General features: G+C 65.0%; 11 protein-coding genes and 1 tRNA gene. 4 read left to right on the top strand and 8 right to left on the bottom strand.

The features are described from left to right. Positions 1–126 precede the first annotated feature (126 nt). The 5 genes from sucD to recA all read right to left on the bottom strand — a co-directional run bounded on the left by sucD (position 127) and on the right by recA (position 5,077). On the bottom strand, positions 127–1,008 hold the full coding sequence (gene sucD, locus WT97_RS05620; protein WP_006477916.1) for a succinate--CoA ligase subunit alpha: 882 nt from the start codon (positions 1,006–1,008) through the stop codon (positions 127–129). A gap of 146 nt (positions 1,009–1,154) precedes the next feature. Further along, positions 1,155–2,321, bottom strand: coding sequence for an ADP-forming succinate--CoA ligase subunit beta (sucC, locus tag WT97_RS05615; RefSeq protein WP_006477915.1), 1,167 nt, complete (start codon positions 2,319–2,321; stop codon positions 1,155–1,157). Positions 2,322–2,389: 68 nt separating this feature from the next. Beyond that, complete coding sequence (locus tag WT97_RS05610; RefSeq protein WP_059794053.1) at positions 2,390–2,998, bottom strand: DUF2889 domain-containing protein; 609 nt, start codon at positions 2,996–2,998, stop codon at positions 2,390–2,392. A 145-nt stretch (positions 2,999–3,143) separates the two neighbouring features. Beyond that, complete coding sequence (gene recX / locus WT97_RS05605) at positions 3,144–4,007, bottom strand: recombination regulator RecX (RefSeq protein WP_060353109.1); 864 nt, start codon at positions 4,005–4,007, stop codon at positions 3,144–3,146. Beyond that, positions 4,007–5,077: a recombinase RecA gene (recA, locus tag WT97_RS05600; RefSeq protein ID WP_059504553.1), complete on the bottom strand. Its 1,071-nt coding sequence runs from the start codon at positions 5,075–5,077 to the stop codon at positions 4,007–4,009. The genes recX and recA overlap by 1 nt, the downstream gene beginning before the upstream one ends. A 188-nt stretch (positions 5,078–5,265) precedes the next feature. On the opposite strand from recA, the gene WT97_RS05595 reads away from it, so the two are divergent. From WT97_RS05595 to WT97_RS05580, 4 genes are all read left to right on the top strand, one after another. After that, positions 5,266–5,994: a response regulator transcription factor gene (locus WT97_RS05595; RefSeq protein ID WP_006497347.1), complete on the top strand. Its 729-nt coding sequence runs from the start codon at positions 5,266–5,268 to the stop codon at positions 5,992–5,994. Between the two features lie 17 nt (positions 5,995–6,011). Next, positions 6,012–7,559 carry a sensor histidine kinase gene (locus WT97_RS05590; RefSeq protein ID WP_059504550.1) on the top strand — a complete coding sequence of 516 codons (1,548 nt, stop codon included), beginning with the start codon at positions 6,012–6,014 and terminating at the stop codon, positions 7,557–7,559. Between the two features lie 227 nt (positions 7,560–7,786). Then, positions 7,787–9,445 carry an MFS transporter gene (locus WT97_RS05585; RefSeq protein ID WP_034208301.1) on the top strand — a complete coding sequence of 553 codons (1,659 nt, stop codon included), beginning with the start codon at positions 7,787–7,789 and terminating at the stop codon, positions 9,443–9,445. Between the two features lie 159 nt (positions 9,446–9,604). After that, positions 9,605–9,681: transfer RNA gene (locus WT97_RS05580), tRNA-Met, on the top strand. A gap of 473 nt (positions 9,682–10,154) precedes the next feature. On the opposite strand, the gene WT97_RS05575 is transcribed toward WT97_RS05580, so the two are convergent. The 3 genes from WT97_RS05575 to WT97_RS05565 are packed head-to-tail and all read right to left on the bottom strand — an operon-like array spanning position 10,155 to position 15,012. Next, on the bottom strand, positions 10,155–11,576 hold the full coding sequence (locus WT97_RS05575; protein WP_060353108.1) for a TolC family protein: 1,422 nt from the start codon (positions 11,574–11,576) through the stop codon (positions 10,155–10,157). Beyond that, the gene (locus WT97_RS05570) at positions 11,573–13,741 is read right to left on the bottom strand and encodes a peptidase domain-containing ABC transporter (RefSeq protein WP_060353107.1); all 2,169 of its coding nucleotides are present in this window, start codon (positions 13,739–13,741) and stop codon (positions 11,573–11,575) included. The genes WT97_RS05575 and WT97_RS05570 overlap by 4 nt, the downstream gene beginning before the upstream one ends. An 11-nt stretch (positions 13,742–13,752) precedes the next feature. Beyond that, positions 13,753–15,012 carry an HlyD family secretion protein gene (locus WT97_RS05565; RefSeq protein ID WP_060353106.1) on the bottom strand — a complete coding sequence of 420 codons (1,260 nt, stop codon included), beginning with the start codon at positions 15,010–15,012 and terminating at the stop codon, positions 13,753–13,755. Positions 15,013–15,607 lie beyond the last annotated feature (595 nt).

The following is a 15,607-nucleotide window of genomic DNA, read 5'->3' as shown; positions in this document are numbered from 1 at the left end:
GGGCGACCCGGTTCATCGCCGGCACATGCAGGACGCATGCCCGGTGCTTACGAATTCATTGCGCGAGCATAACAAAAAACGCCGGCAAAGCCGGCGTTTTTTACAGGACGAGCCCAGTGGAAACAATTACAGCGCCTTCTTCAGCAGACGGCCCATTTCCGACGGGTTGCGCGTGACGGTGATGCCGCACGCTTCCATGATTTCCAGCTTCGCTTCGGCCGTATCCGCACCGCCCGAGATCAGCGCGCCGGCGTGGCCCATGCGCTTGCCCGGAGGCGCCGTGACGCCGGCGATGAAGCCGACGACCGGCTTCTTCATGTTGTCCTTGATCCATTCGGCGGCGTTGGCTTCGTCCGGACCGCCGATTTCGCCGATCATCACGACCGCATCCGTATCCGGATCGTCGTTGAACATCTTCATCACGTCGATGTGCTTCAGACCGTTGATCGGGTCGCCGCCGATACCGACTGCCGACGACTGGCCAAGGCCGAGTGCCGTCAGTTGGGCGACCGCTTCATACGTCAGCGTGCCCGAACGCGACACGACGCCGATGCGGCCCTTGCGGTGGATGTGACCCGGCATGATGCCGATCTTCAGTTCGTCCGGCGTGATCGTGCCCGGGCAGTTCGGCCCGAGCAGCAGCGTCTTGCGGCCTTCGCGACGCATGCGGTCCTTCACTTCGATCATGTCACGCACGGGAATGCCTTCCGTGATGCAGATCGCGAGATCCAGATCGGCCTCGACCGCTTCCCAGATCGCAGCGGCTGCGCCTGCCGGCGGAACGTAGATGACCGACACGGTCGCGCCGGTTTCCGCCTTCGCTTCCTTGACGCTCGCGTAGATCGGAATGCCTTCGAAATCTTCGCCGGCCTTCTTCGGGTTCACGCCCGCGACGAATGCTTCGCGGCCGTTTGCGTATTCACGGCAGGCGCGCGTATGGAACTGACCGGTTTTGCCGGTAATGCCCTGCGTGATGACCTTCGTGTCCTTGTTGATCAGAATCGACATGTATTTTGACCTCTGTTCGATCGGCGTCGCGTGCAAACCGCGCCGCCATACGTGTTCATTAGCGCGCCAAGAAAACGCCGGGCCGCCCCAAGTTTTCTTGACCCCCCGGGGGCCTGGCGCATAGCGCCAGGTCTGGGGGCGCTTCTTTACTTGCCTGCGGCAGCCGCGACGACCTTCTGCGCAGCCTCTTCCATGCTGTCGGCCGAGATGATCGGCAGGCCCGAATCGGCCAGCATCTTCTTGCCGAGGTCTTCGTTCGTGCCCTTCATGCGCACGACGAGCGGCACGTTCAGGTTCACGGCCTTCGAACCGGCGATCACGCCTTCCGCGATCACGTCGCAGCGCATGATGCCGCCGAAGATGTTCACGAGGATCGCCTTCAGGTCCGGGTTCTTCAGCATCAGCTTGAACGCTTCGGTGACCTTCTCGGTGGTCGCGCCACCGCCGACGTCCAGGAAGTTCGCCGGCTCGCCGCCGAACAGCTTGATGGTGTCCATCGTCGCCATCGCGAGGCCTGCGCCGTTCACGAGGCAGCCGATGTTGCCGTCGAGCGAGATGTACGCGAGGTCGAACTTCGACGCTTCGATTTCAGCCGGATCTTCTTCGTCCAGATCGCGGTACGCGACGATTTCCGGGTGGCGGAACAGCGCGTTCGAGTCGAAGTTGAACTTGGCGTCGAGTGCGGTGACCTTGCCGTCGCCGGAGACGTTCAGCGGGTTGATTTCAGCCAGCGATGCGTCGGTTTCCCAGAATGCCTTGTACAGGCCTTGCAGGATCGCGCGCGCTTGCGGGATCGAAGCGGCCGGCACGCCGATCTTCGCGGCGAGATCGTCGGCCTGGGCGTCCAGCAGGCCCGTCGACGGCTCGACGATGACCTTGTGGATCAGTTCCGGATGCTTTTCGGCGACTTCCTCGATGTCCATGCCGCCTTCGCTCGAACCCATCAGCACGATCTTTTGCGAGATGCGGTCGACGACGAGGCTGACGTACAGTTCCTGCTTGATGTCGGCGCCTTCCTCGATCATCAGGCGGTTGACCTTCTGGCCTTCCGGGCCCGTCTGATGCGTGACGAGCTGCATGCCGAGGATCTGGTTCGCGTATTCGCGCACCTGTTCGATCGACTTCGCCACCTTCACGCCGCCGCCCTTGCCGCGGCCACCCGCGTGAATCTGAGCCTTCACGACCCAAACCGGGCCGCCGAGCTCTTCCGCCACCTTGACGGCCTCGTCAACCGAGAACGCCGGCTTGCCGCGCGGTACCGCGACGCCGAATTTCCGCAGGATTTCCTTACCCTGGTACTCGTGAATCTTCATGCGTGATTCCCTTCAGTCTGAGAGTTGGATGAAATGTCGCTTGAGACGCTTCTTCGAATGATTTCCGTTCATTCCTTCGTGCTGCCTTCACCGGGCAGATCCGGCTGAATCGGGCCATACCAGCGCGGGTAGTACTGCCGCACGACCTCGCCGTCGAATCGCAGCGCTCGGCAGCGGCCGAGCTGGAACGGCGGTTCGGCGTGCACGCCGTCATGGGCCGGCCCTTCGCCGCCCTCCTCGCGCACGTTCCACACGTCACCGGCGAACGCCTGGATCGCGGCCGTCGGCAGCACGGCGCACAGTTCGGTGAGATGGGAACAGCCTGCGACGCCGGCGAGTAGCCGGTTCGCGTTGCGGCGGAAATTGCGGAAGAGATTGAGCCCGATGAGGGCCCGATAGGCAGGGGGGGCGGATTGACAGTGACCGGGATAGGGCACCCATTCCGAAGACGCTTCGGCGTCGACGACATTGAGGTCACGATCGATGGTCACGCGCAGCCAGAGTTCGTGGATCGGCAGGCCCTGGGGCCGGATGCCCGACGCAAGCGCGACATCGCGCGGCTTGTGGTCGGTCAGGCAGGCTTCGATGTCCCACAAGCCGTCGCCGCGCTCGTAGGCTTCCGCTCGGATTGCGCGTCGATGTCGCAACTGACGGGGCACGGGCTCGGATAGCGGCATGCTGGAGGTTGAGGCCGAAGAGGAAAACCCGTGGATTTTAGCATATCGGGTATTTGAGACAGTTTGTCGCGACGGCGGGTATTCCCGCCTGCCGGAAGCGGTTGCAATGCAGCAAAATCGCGCGCCACGCGCGCGACCGGGCGCGTCAGTCGTCGATCGGGAAATCGTCGCCGACTTTCAGCAACTTCACGATGGTCGCACTCGAGAAGCCGCGCGCGGCAAGGAAACGCGCCTGCTTCGCGCGCTCCGCGGGCGTTTGCGGCAGTGCACCGAATTTCTTGCGCCAGACGGCCTGCGCGCGCGTCAATTCGGTCTCGCGCAATTGGGCATGCACCTCTTCGACGAGACCGTCGCCGACCGCATGTCGCTTCAGCTCGCTGACGATGCGCGCGACGCCGACGCGCGACGCGCGACGATGTACGAGGCTCTCGGCGAAGCGCGCGTCGGACAGCCAGCCTTCCTTTTCCAGCGCATCGAGCACCGGCTCGACGGCTTCGTCCTCGCCGACGTAGGGGGCGAGCTTGCGCGCGAGCTCCGCGCGGCTGTATTCGCGCCTCGACAGATAGCCGAGCGCGCGCCCCTTCAACGAGCGCGGCGGCTTCGACGACTTGCGCTCGCCGGCGCCCGGCGCGTCGCTTGAAGCAGCGCCCGACGACGCACCGGCTGCACGGCGTGTACGGCGCGGATGCTGGCTGCTGCGCGTATAGACATCTTCTGCCGCGGGCGAATCGGCTGTGCGATCGCCCGGGAAACGGACACCGGACACGCGACGGCGCGAGCGATCGTGTGCATCGAACGACTCGTCGTCGTCGAACGGATCGTCCGGTACGGCAATCTCAAACGAAACGAGGGCATCGTCGGATGCCCTCGTCGCGGTGCGGTTCGCGGCGTTGCCGCCTGCGTCGCGCCGGTCGGCGCCCGAGGATCTGGTTCGCCGGCCGGAGCGTCCCGCCCTTTCGGGCGTGTCGCGCTCCTCCGGCTCGCCAGTCTGACCTCGGCGCGCAACCATTACTCTTCTTCGTCCAACGCCTCGGCTTCGTTGCCTACGCCATCGGGCATGCTGACGACACCGAGCGATTCGCGGATGCGGTTCTCGATCTCGCGCGCGATTTCCGGATTTTCGCGCAGGAATTCACGCGCGTTGTCCTTGCCCTGGCCGATCTTCTCGCCGTTGTAGCTGTACCAGGCGCCGGCCTTGTCGACGATCTTCGCCTGCACGCCGAGATCGATGATCTCGCCCTGACGTGAAATGCCCTCGCCATACAGGATGTCGAAGATCGCCTCGCGGAACGGCGGCGACACCTTGTTCTTGACGACCTTCACGCGGGTTTCGTTGCCGATTACCTCGTCGTTCTTCTTGATCGAGCCGATCCGGCGGATGTCGAGGCGCACCGACGCATAAAACTTGAGCGCGTTGCCGCCCGTCGTGGTTTCGGGGTTGCCGAACATCACGCCGATCTTCATCCGGATCTGGTTGATGAAGATCACGAGGCAGTTCGTGCGCTTGATCGTGCCGGTGAGCTTGCGCAGCGCCTGCGACATCAGGCGCGCCTGCAGACCCGGCAGCGAATCGCCCATCTCGCCTTCGATTTCGGCCTTCGGCACGAGCGCCGCGACCGAGTCGATGACGATCATGTCGATCGAACCCGAGCGCACCAGCGCGTCGGTGATTTCCAGCGCCTGCTCGCCGGTATCCGGCTGCGAGATCAGCAGTTCCGGCACATTGACGCCGAGCTTGGACGCGTACTGGACATCGAGCGCGTGCTCGGCGTCGATGAAGGCGGCCGTGCCGCCCAGCTTCTGCAGCTCGGCGATGACCTGCAGCGTGAGCGTGGTTTTACCGGACGATTCCGGACCGTAAATCTCGACCACCCGGCCGCGCGGCAGGCCGCCGACGCCGAGCGCGATATCGAGACCCAGCGAGCCCGTGGAGACGACCTGGATGTCCTCGGCCGCTTCGCCGTCGCCCATCCGCATGATCGACCCTTTGCCGAACTGCTTCTCGATCTGTGCGAGTGCGGCCGCCAGCGCCTTGCTCTTCTCGGCGGTCATCCCGGAGCCCTTCTTGCTATCTTCCATGAATCGTCCTTTGCTATGATGAGCAGCGTCTGTCAGAGGCGCGCCCGCTTCAAGCGCTGCCCACGAATGCAGACACTGTATAAAAAAACAGTGTTTTATGCAAGCCCGCAATGCAGGCTGCGTTGTACACGGATAATTTCGGAGACAGCCGCGCCGGCATGCACGCCCGCCGGCCATCGGTCAGCAACATGCGAATCCTCATCGCCGAAGACGACAGCATACTCGCGGACGGCCTCACCCGGTCACTCCGCCAATCGGGCTATGCCGTCGATCACGTGAAGAGCGGCGTCGACGCCGACACCGCACTGTCGATGCAGACTTTCGACCTGCTGATCCTCGATCTCGGGCTGCCGAAAATGTCCGGGCTCGACGTGCTCAAGCGCCTGCGCGCGCGCAATTCCAATCTGCCCGTGCTGATCCTGACCGCCGCCGACAGCGTCGACGAACGCGTGAAGGGGCTCGACCTCGGCGCCGACGACTACATGGCCAAGCCGTTCGCGCTCAACGAGCTCGAGGCTCGCGTGCGCGCGCTGACCCGGCGCGGCGCCGGCGGCGGCCCGACCGTCGTGCGCCATGGCTCGCTCGCGTTCGACCAGGTCGGCCGCATCGCGTACGCGAACGATCACGTGCTCGATCTCTCCGCGCGCGAACTCGGCCTGCTCGAGGTGCTGCTGCAGCGGATCGGCCGCCTCGTGTCGAAGGAACAGCTCGTCGATCACCTGTGCGAATGGGGCGAGGAAGTCAGCAACAACGCGATCGAAGTCTACGTGCACCGGCTGCGCAAGAAGATCGAACCGAGCGGCGTGCGGATCTCGACCGTGCGCGGCCTCGGCTATTGCCTCGAGAAGGTCGCGCCCGCGACGCCGGCCGACACGGCGGCGCCCCAGCCCGCGGCGGCCGGCACGCCGCTGCGCTGACACCGCGCGGCGCCGCGATGGCCACGCCGGCCCATTCCCGCCACCCGACCGGCTCGCCGTCGTCGGCTGCCGACGAGGCGCGCGACGCGCGCTACGAGAACCCGTTCGCGCCGCCCGACGAAACCGAATCGCCCGAAACGCCGCGCCCGCGCTCGCTGTTCGGCGAAATCCTCGACTGGATGCTCGCGCCGCTGCTGCTGCTGTGGCCGATGAGCATCGCCGTCACCTATCTCGTCGCGAAGACGATCGCGAACAGCCCGTTCGACCGCGCGCTCGAGACCAACGCGTACGTGCTTGCGCGGCAGATCCATCCGGTCAACGGCGTCGCCGAGCTGACGCTGCCGGAGCAAACGCGCGACTTCCTGCGCGCGGACAACATCGACAGCGTCTACTTCCAGGTGCTCGGCACGCGCGGCGAGCTGGTCGCGGGCGAGGCCGACATGCCGCTGCCGCGCGACGAGGACCGCCCGCCGCCGGGCGTCGTCGTGTTCCGCGACGACCTGCTGCGCGGTAACGACGTGCGCGTCGCGTATACGACGGTCGCGCTGCCGCAGGCGAGCGGTGCGCAGCCCGTGCTCGTGCAGGTCGGCGAGACGCTCGACAAGCGCAACGCGCTCGCAAACGACATCATCAAGGGCGTGATCCTGCCGCAATTCGTGATCCTGCCGCTCGCGATCCTGCTCGTCTGGTTCGGGCTGTCGCGCGGGCTCGCGCCGCTCAACGCGCTGCAGGCGCACATTCGCGCGCGGCGGCCCGACGACCTGTCGCCCGTCGAGGCGCAGCGCGCGCCGCCCGAGATCGAACCGCTCGTCACGTCGTTCAACGACCTGCTCGCGCGCCTCGAACAGAACATGGCGCTGCAGAAACGCTTCATCGCCGACGCCGCGCACCAGATGAAGACGCCGCTCGCGGGCCTGCGCACGCAGGCCGAGTTCGCGCTACGCCACCCGGTGCCGCCCGACGTGCAGCGCTCGCTCGAGCAGATCGCGACGAGCTCCGAGCAGGCCGCGCGGCTCGTCACGCAACTGCTGGCGCTCGCGCGTGCCGAGAACCGCGCGAGCGGGCTCACGTTCGAGCCGGTCGAGATCGCCGCGCTCGCGCGGCGCACGGTGCGCGACTGGGTACAGGCCGCGCTCGCGAAACGCATGGATCTCGGGTACGAAGGCCCGGACGACGACGCGCCGCTCGATGTCGACGGCAACCCGGTGATGCTGCGCGAGATGCTCGGCAACCTGGTCGACAACGCGATCCGCTATACGCCGGAAGGCGGCCGCATCACCGTGCGCGTGCGGGCCGAGCCCGCCGCGCGGCTCGTGCATCTCGAAGTCGAAGATACCGGCCCCGGCATCCCGGCCGGCGAGCGCGAGCGCGTCGTCGAGCGCTTCTACCGGATCCTCGGCCGCGAAGGCGACGGCAGCGGCCTCGGGCTCGCGATCGTGCGCGAGATCGCCACGCAGCACGGCGGCACGCTGACGCTCGACGATCACGTCTACCAGCACGCGCCGCGCCTCGCCGGCACGCTCGTGCGCATCAGCCTGCCGCTCGCCGCCCCCGCCCCGGATTAACCCTGACGCGCGCCGCCGCGGCTCGGCGCAAACACGTCGAAACCGGCGATTTACCGGCCGTTCGCACCACGATCGGCCCGCGAAGCGGCCGATTCGACACGGGTTAACGCGCAGTCGTTTTGTACGCGCGAGTCAGTGCGCCGTAAGTTTCCGTGCCAATAATCGTCGACAGGCCCGCTCCTCCCAAGGCGGCCGCACATCTATATCAAGGGACTTGGAGACGATTCATGGCAACGTTAGGCGGGCAAATTTCGCACTCGCCGATGACGGGCGAAGAGAAGAAGGTGATCTTCGCGTCGTCGCTCGGCACCGTGTTCGAGTGGTACGACTTTTACCTGGCCGGCTCGCTCGCGGCCTACATCAGCAAGAGCTTCTTCTCCGGCGTCAATCCGACCGCCGCGTTCATCTTCACGCTGCTCGGCTTCGCCGCCGGCTTCGCGGTGCGACCGTTCGGCGCGATCGTGTTCGGCCGGCTCGGCGACCTCGTCGGCCGCAAGCACACGTTCCTCGTGACGATCGTGATCATGGGCGTCTCGACGTTCGTGGTCGGCTTCCTGCCCGGCTACGCGTCGATCGGCATCGCCGCCCCCGTGATCTTCATCGCGATGCGGCTGCTGCAGGGCCTCGCGCTCGGCGGCGAGTACGGCGGCGCGGCGACCTACGTCGCCGAGCACGCGCCGGCCAACCGGCGCGGCTTCTACACCGCATGGATCCAGACGACGGCCACGCTCGGCCTGTTCCTGTCGCTGCTCGTGATCCTCGGCGTGCGCACGTTCGTCGGCGAGGAGGCGTTCGGCAACTGGGGCTGGCGCGTGCCGTTCGTCGCGTCGATCCTGCTGCTCGCGGTGTCGGTGTGGATTCGGCTGCAACTGAACGAATCGCCGGTGTTCCTGCGCATCAAGGCGGAAGGCAAGACGTCGAAGGCGCCGCTGACCGAAGCGTTCGGCCAGTGGAAGAACCTGAAGATCGTGATCCTCGCGCTCGTCGGCCTGACGGCCGGCCAGGCCGTCGTGTGGTACACGGGCCAGTTCTACGCGCTGTTCTTCCTCACGCAGACGCTGAAGGTCGACGGCGCCAGCGCGAACATCCTGATCGCGATCGCGCTCCTGATCGGCACGCCGTTCTTCCTGTTCTTCGGTTCGCTGTCGGACAAGATCGGCCGCAAGCCGATCATCCTCGCGGGCTGCCTGATCGCGGCGCTGACCTACTTCCCGCTGTTCAAGGCGCTCACGCACTACGCGAATCCGCAGCTCGAACTCGCGACGCAGAAGGCGCCGATCACGGTCGTCGCCGATCCGGCCACCTGTTCGTTCCAGTTCAACCCGGTCGGCACGTCGAAGTTCACCAGCTCGTGCGACATCGCGAAGAGCGCGCTCGCGAAGGCCGGCCTGAACTACGAGAACGTCGCGGCGCCGGCCGGAACGCCGGCCGAGATCAAGGTCGGCGACACGGTGATCCAGACCTACGACGGCAAGGCGGCCGACGCGAAGGCGCAGGGCGCGGCGTTCGACAAGACGCTCGCGGCGACGCTGAAGGGGGCCGGCTACCCGGCGAAGGCCGACCCGGCGCAACTGAACTGGCCGATGACGATCGTGATCCTGACGATCCTCGTGATCTACGTGACGATGGTCTACGGCCCGATCGCCGCGATGCTGGTCGAGATGTTCCCGACGCGGATCCGCTACACGTCGATGTCGCTGCCCTATCACATCGGCAACGGCTGGTTCGGCGGCTTCCTGCCCGCGACCGCGTTCGCGATCGTCGCGGCGAAGGGCAACATCTATTCGGGACTCTGGTATCCGATCGTGATCGCGCTGGCTACCTTCGTGATCGGCCTGTTGTTCGTCAAGGAGACGAAGGACTCGGACATCTACGCGCAGGATTGATGTCGGGCGCGAAGCGGGAGACGGCCGGCGGAGGGGCTCCTTCCGGTGGACGCCTCCCGCCCGCGATGAAGGCCGGCACGGGTGGCCGGCAACTTTTTTCGGGAAAGACGGAAAAAGGTATTGACAGCCGGCCGGCCGATCGACATAATTCAAGTCTTCGGCGAATTAGCTCAGTCGGTTAGAGCGACGGAATCATAATCCGCAGGTCCGGGGTTCGAATCCCTGATTCGCCACCAAATGCAGAAAGGGCCCAGCGCAAGCTGGGCCCTTTTTCTTTGCTCCGCAAAACCCACCCGCGCTCCGCAAACAGCATGCGACGGCAACACCAGCATCGCCAATCCTAACCTCGCGGCTCCGCACACGGGTTATCCGGAATCTGACTGGCCTGCTGCAGCCGGCCTATCGAAGTTCGCAACAACGGTTCCTTTTTCTAGCGCCCACAACGCGGCAGCTCTCGCTTCGCACGCCCAATCTTGCGATGCCGTTCGCTCTGGACCGACCGCAACGGCGCCCGTAACGACCTTGGCGGAGGTGGCGGCATAGGTCTTCGATTTCTTCTGCCTGGTCTTATAGCCGTGCCTGCCAACCCATCGATCACCCCGACGACCACGCGCTCCGCTGCCCCTCGATCGCCCGCTCCGGAATGCATTGCGCCTCGCGGATCGTATAAGGCCTGCCTCGCCTGACTCTAGCTGGAACAGGATTTGTCCTATTGCTCGGTCGACATCCCCAACTTTCCCAGGCCGGCCGCGAGCCTGAGGCGCGCCGTTCGCCATTTCGCCACGGCAAGCACACGCTGCTTGCGCGCATCGACAAGCGCCGTCTGCGCATTCAGCAACTCGGTGAAGCTGCCGACGCCTTCCTTGTAACGCCCGCTCGCCACGTCGAGCGAGCGCTGCGCGTCGTCCAGCAGCGCACCGGACGTGGTCAGATTCGTGGTATCGGCTCGCAATTCCTGATAGCTCTTCCACACGTCGAGCGACACCTGCAGCTCGGCATTGCGCAGCTCCGCCTCCTGCCCGTCGGCCTGAGCCTCGGCCCGAGCGACACGATAGCCGGACGCAAAGCCCTCGAACAACGGAATCGTCACCTGGATGCCGATCGAGCTGCCGTGGCTACGCGAAATCGGAAACGATTCGGGTTGCTGTTGGTACGACGGATTGTTTTGCGTCAGACTGCCGGTCAGCGACACCGTCGGCCGGCCCTGCGCGCGGGCGGCGTCGACGTTCGCGCGCGCCGAGTCCAGTCGCGCGCGAGCTTCCAGAAGCTTCGGATTGCGATCCATTGCTTCCGCGATCAGGCGATCGACGTCTTCGACGTCCGCCACCTTCTGAATGGACTTCGTCGCGGCGATCCGAAACGGCGTGTTCGCATTGCGTCCCATCGCGACTGCGAGCGCGCCTGCCGCCACCTGTGCATCACCTTCGGCGCCGACACGATCGAGCACCGCTCGGCGATACAGTGTCTGCGCCTGCAACTGGTCGCTCAGCGTGCCGGCGCCGCCGTCGTGTTTCGCCGTGGCCGCCGCAAGGCTGTCGCTCGCGATGCGTTCCGCCTGCTTCGCCGCATCGACGGATGCTCGCGCGCTCTGCACCGCGTAGTACGCTTGTGCGGCATTGAAAAATACCGTCTGCAATGCGTCGCTTTGCGCGTCGTTGGCCGCCGCGAGCAATGCGCGCGCCCGCCGCAGCGCAGCGCCTCGCTTGCCGAAATCGAGCAATACCCAGCTCAGGTTGAGCGTGCCGTACTTGCTGGTCGATTTCTGCGACTGGCTCTGCGAACCGAGACCGAGCGCGCTGTAGTCGTAGGTCGTCGACAGCGTATCGCGCTGGACACCGGCCGTCCCGTTCAGCGTCGGCAGGTACGCCGCTTCGGCGATGCCGACGGCGGCCGCCTGCGCACGCGCGTTCGCCCATGCCTGACGTGCCTGCGGATGCGTACAGATCGCCTGCAGGATCGCATCGTCGAGCTCGAGTGGACGGTCGTCCGGTATCGGGCTGCACGACGCGTCAACCAGCAGCGGCGTCGCGGGCCCGGCCGATACGTTCTCGCGTGTGCGAAACACATCGAGCATCTGCGCGTCGGCGACGGCTGCCCACGCAATCGCGGCCAGCAAAAGCAGGCGTTTCATCGGCCGGCCTCCTCCGCGGCGGTCGGGGACGGGTTCGACGCGAGCGGCACCGTCGGCCGGTCGAGCACGATCCGTCCGCCGTTCAGCATGACGACGCGCCCGGCGGACGCGATCGTCTCCGGTCGGTGCGCGATGATCACGCGCGTCATCTGCAGCGCGCCGATAGCCGCGTTGACCTGCTGTTCGCGGTGCAGGTCGAGATGGCTCGTCGCCTCGTCGAGCACGAGGATCTTTGGCCGTTTGTAGAGCGCACGCGCGAGTAGCACGCGCTGCTTCTGGCCGCCGGACAGCACGGTGCCCATGTCGCCGACCAGCGTGTTGTAGCCCATCGGCATCGCGACTATGTCCGCATGCACGGCCGCGAGCCGAGCGCACTCGACGATCCACTGCGGGTCGGCATCCGGATCGAAGAAGCCGATGTTCTCGGCGATCGATCCCGCGAACAGCACGTCGTCCTGCAGAACGGTACCGACTAGCGCGCGCAGCCGCTCGAGCCCGAGCAGGCCGACGTCGACGCCGCCGATCCGCACGCAGCCTGCGGTCGGCTGCAGCACGCCGAGCAACACGTTGACGAGCGTCGTCTTGCCGCAGCCGGACGGCCCGGCGACCGCGACCGATTCGCCGGGTGCGATCGCGAACGAAACGCCGTCGAGCACCGTCGGCTCGTCGTCCGCATAGCGAAAGGCGATCGCGTCGAACTCGATGCTCGCCGCGAGATCGTCCGCTTCGCCCGGCACATGGCGCATGCTCGCATCGGGTTCCGGCTTCGCGAACACGATGTCGGCGAGTCGCTCGCCCTGCAGTTGCAGCATCTTGACCTCGAAGTACTTGTCGATCAGGCTGCCGACGCGGCCATCGAACTGCCCTTTGTATGCGTTGAACGCCATCAGTACGCCAACCGTGAACTGACCTTCCATTACCATCCTGGCGCCGAGCCAGATGATCAGCAGCCCCTCGATGCCGAACAGCAGCCCGTTGAGCTGCTGGTAGAGCAACTGCAGCTTCTGCGCGTGCAACCCCGCATTGACCTGCTCGACCAACAGCGACAGCCAGCTCGCACGGCGCTCGTGCTGCCGGCCGAACAGCTTGATCGTCTTCACGCCGCGCACGGTCTCGAGGAAGTGGCTCTGCTGCTTCGCGGCTCGCACGATCTGCTCCTCGGTCGCGCGGCGCAGCGGCCGGTACCAGAGCCAGCGCAGCAGCGCGTACAGGATCATCGCCGCGAGTGCGACACAGCCGAGCACGCGGCTGTACACGAACATCATCGCGAGCGTGACGATCGTCATCAGGCCGTCGATCACCGCGGTGAGAAACGACGTGGTCAGCGTCTGCTGGATCGTGTCGATCGAGCCGAAGCGCGACACGACGTCGCCGAGGTGCCGCCGTTCGAAGTAGCGCACGGGCAGGCTCAGCAGATGCGTAAACACGTTCGCGCGCCACTGCACGTTCAGCATCGTGCCGAAATACATCAGCGCCCACGCACGAATCGCGCTCGTCGCCTGCTGCATCAGCAGCAACAGGCCGAAACCGAGTGCGAGGACGGTAAGGAGATCGCGGTCGGCGCCGACGATCACCTCGTCGATCACCCACTGCAGGAAGAAGGGCTGCACCAGCGCGAACACTTCGAGCGCGAGCGCGAGCACCAGCACCTGGCCGAGCGAGCGAGACAGCCCGGACACGGGGCCAAGCAGCGCGCGCAGCTTGACCGCGGGTGCCGCGTCGCGCGTCTCGAAACCGCTCGTCGGCCACAGCTCCAGCGCGACGCCGGTGAACGCGCGCGACAGCACGTCGAGCGGTACCTTACGGATACCCTGTGCTGGATCGTGAATCACCGCGCCCCTGCCGCTCACCTCCATCAACACGACGAAGTGATTGAAATTCCAGTGCAGGATGCAAGGCATCCGCAACTGGCCCAGCTGGTCGAGGTCGAGCTTGAGTGCGCGCGTGCCGAAATCGAGCCGATGTGCAATCTCGATGACACGGGCGAGGCCGGTGCCTTTGAGTGACACCGGAAAGCGGCCGCGCAGCGTCGCAAGGTCCACGTGATGGCCGTGGTAACCGGCGATCATTGCGAGACAGGCGAGCCCGCATTCGGTCGCTTCGGTCTGCAGGATCATCGGCAGCTTGCCGCCAACGCCGAACGAGAGACGGTCGAGGAAGGACATGATCGATACGTTCAGAATTTTCCGGTGAGGCTGTACAGCGGTTCGAGCACCCATTCGTACAGGCGGCGGCGCTCCTGCAGGATGTCGGCCTTCAGCGCCATGCCGGCCTGCAACGGCTGCGGCTTTCCGTAGGCCGTCACGTGCTCGGATGCCAGCGCGGCGGTGATACGGTAGAACGAGCCTTCGCGGGCCGCGGGCGCGCCGCTCGTCGACAGTTCGGCCGTCGACAGCGCTGTGCGCGCGATCGACGTCACGCGTGCGCGATACTGGCCGAACTTCTGGTACGGATAAGCCTGATAGCGCACCAGCACGGCATCGCCGACGTGCGCGAAACCGACCGCCGCGCTGGGCACGAAAAGATTCGCCTGCCAGTGCGCCCCGTCCGGCACGATGCTCGCGACCGGATGCGCGGCGTCGATCATCTGCCCCGGCTCGGCGATCACGGCCGTCGCCACGCCGGTCTCCGGTGCGGTGACGACGATTTCGCGCTTCGCCTCGCTCTCGATCAACGCCTGCTCGACGTCGATCACGCTGCGATCGATCTGCGACAGCCGGTTCTGCTGCTTGAGTGGCAGGCCATTGAGCTCGTTTGCGGTCTCATCGAGCGCCTGCGACACATTCGCTCGGTCGCGCTGCAGGCCCAGCAGCTTCGATCGCTGATCGAGCAGATCGGCTTCGCGCTGCTGGAACTGGTCGGTCGAGATGTAGTCCTGCGTGAGCAGGCGTCGATAGCGCGCGACGCCGTCCGCGGCAATGGATGCGCGTGAGCGTTGCTCGGCGAGCTGATCGTCGATGCGCGAAAGTTCGGCACGCAGGCTCGCGAGCTTGGCCCGCAGCGTGTCGCGCTCGTCCTGCTGCAACAGCCGCGTCTTGTCGATCTCCTGCAGCAGCGACGACTTGCGCCGCCGCGCCTGGTCAATCAGCGCGGCCTGGGTCCGGCCTCCGAAGGCACTCTGCAGGTCGGTGGAAACCGTATACAGCACCATCCCGCGCGTCACGTGCTGCCCTTCGAGCACGGCCTTGCGCAGCACGATACCCGGCTGCTGTGCATACACCTTGACGAGACCCGCGTCGGGCACGATCACGCCGTCGACCGTCGTTCGGCGCGTATAACTGCCGAACGCAAACAGCAGCATGACGCCAAGCGCCATGCAGACAGCCGCGGCCGCCAGGAACGTGAACGACACAGGACGCACCAGCACGATTTCGCCGAGCATCGATGTGCGTTGCGCTGCCCGCGCCTCCGGACGGAAAAGATTATCTATCGTCATAAGGCAATCGAGCTTTCCGACTGGGAATCGTTAGCCAACGAGAAGTTGAAATATTTAAACGAGCATTATTTACCTGAAATGCCAGCCATCCAATGAGTAAAAATTCCCAGACCAATATGCGAAACCGATTTCACAACCGACTCCAAATTCTTTTTATAGATAACCCATTCAATCACTCGCGATACATAAGATCCGTATCTTTTCACAACCCACCCCCAGCCAGACGGCATGGACAGCATGCTTGAAATCATTGAATTCCATGCCGCAAACCAGTTTCATATTGCAGCAACCGCCCATCAAGCGGCTCGGATTTTGAAAGTTTTCGACATACCCACCAATCCAGTCAACTCATTCAGCAATTTATAACTTTAATTCAAAAAAGAAAGATATATAAAATTCTATAACGCCAATCGACAGTAACTTTCCGTATATAGAATCGATTCGTGTCACAACCGGCGATCCGGATTCTTTATATTGCTCAGCGCGATAGCACTCGATTGCGCAACGCGCTGCGACACGCGAGATTGGCCGGCGACCGCGACGGTCCGGGCCGATAACCCTGCCAGAAGGGGCATCTGGTAAGCATGCGACAATA

Source organism: Burkholderia sp. MSMB1459WGS, from assembly GCF_001534535.1.
Lineage (GTDB): Bacteria > Pseudomonadota > Gammaproteobacteria > Burkholderiales > Burkholderiaceae > Burkholderia.
Note: the sequence above shows the minus strand (reverse complement) of the source record. Positions and strands in the feature narration are given on the sequence as shown.

Coding starts and splice junctions, on each gene's coding strand:
- sucD (WP_006477916.1), bottom strand. CDS start 1,008: ATGTCGATTCTGATCAACAAGGACACGAAGGTCATCACGCAGGGCATT.
- sucC (WP_006477915.1), bottom strand. CDS start 2,321: ATGAAGATTCACGAGTACCAGGGTAAGGAAATCCTGCGGAAATTCGGC.
- WT97_RS05610 (WP_059794053.1), bottom strand. CDS start 2,998: ATGCCGCTATCCGAGCCCGTGCCCCGTCAGTTGCGACATCGACGCGCA.
- recX (WP_060353109.1), bottom strand. CDS start 4,007: ATGGTTGCGCGCCGAGGTCAGACTGGCGAGCCGGAGGAGCGCGACACG.
- recA (WP_059504553.1), bottom strand. CDS start 5,077: ATGGAAGATAGCAAGAAGGGCTCCGGGATGACCGCCGAGAAGAGCAAG.
- WT97_RS05595 (WP_006497347.1), top strand. CDS start 5,266: ATGCGAATCCTCATCGCCGAAGACGACAGCATACTCGCGGACGGCCTC.
- WT97_RS05590 (WP_059504550.1), top strand. CDS start 6,012: ATGGCCACGCCGGCCCATTCCCGCCACCCGACCGGCTCGCCGTCGTCG.
- WT97_RS05585 (WP_034208301.1), top strand. CDS start 7,787: ATGGCAACGTTAGGCGGGCAAATTTCGCACTCGCCGATGACGGGCGAA.
- WT97_RS05575 (WP_060353108.1), bottom strand. CDS start 11,576: ATGAAACGCCTGCTTTTGCTGGCCGCGATTGCGTGGGCAGCCGTCGCC.
- WT97_RS05570 (WP_060353107.1), bottom strand. CDS start 13,741: ATGTCCTTCCTCGACCGTCTCTCGTTCGGCGTTGGCGGCAAGCTGCCG.
- WT97_RS05565 (WP_060353106.1), bottom strand. CDS start 15,012: ATGACGATAGATAATCTTTTCCGTCCGGAGGCGCGGGCAGCGCAACGC.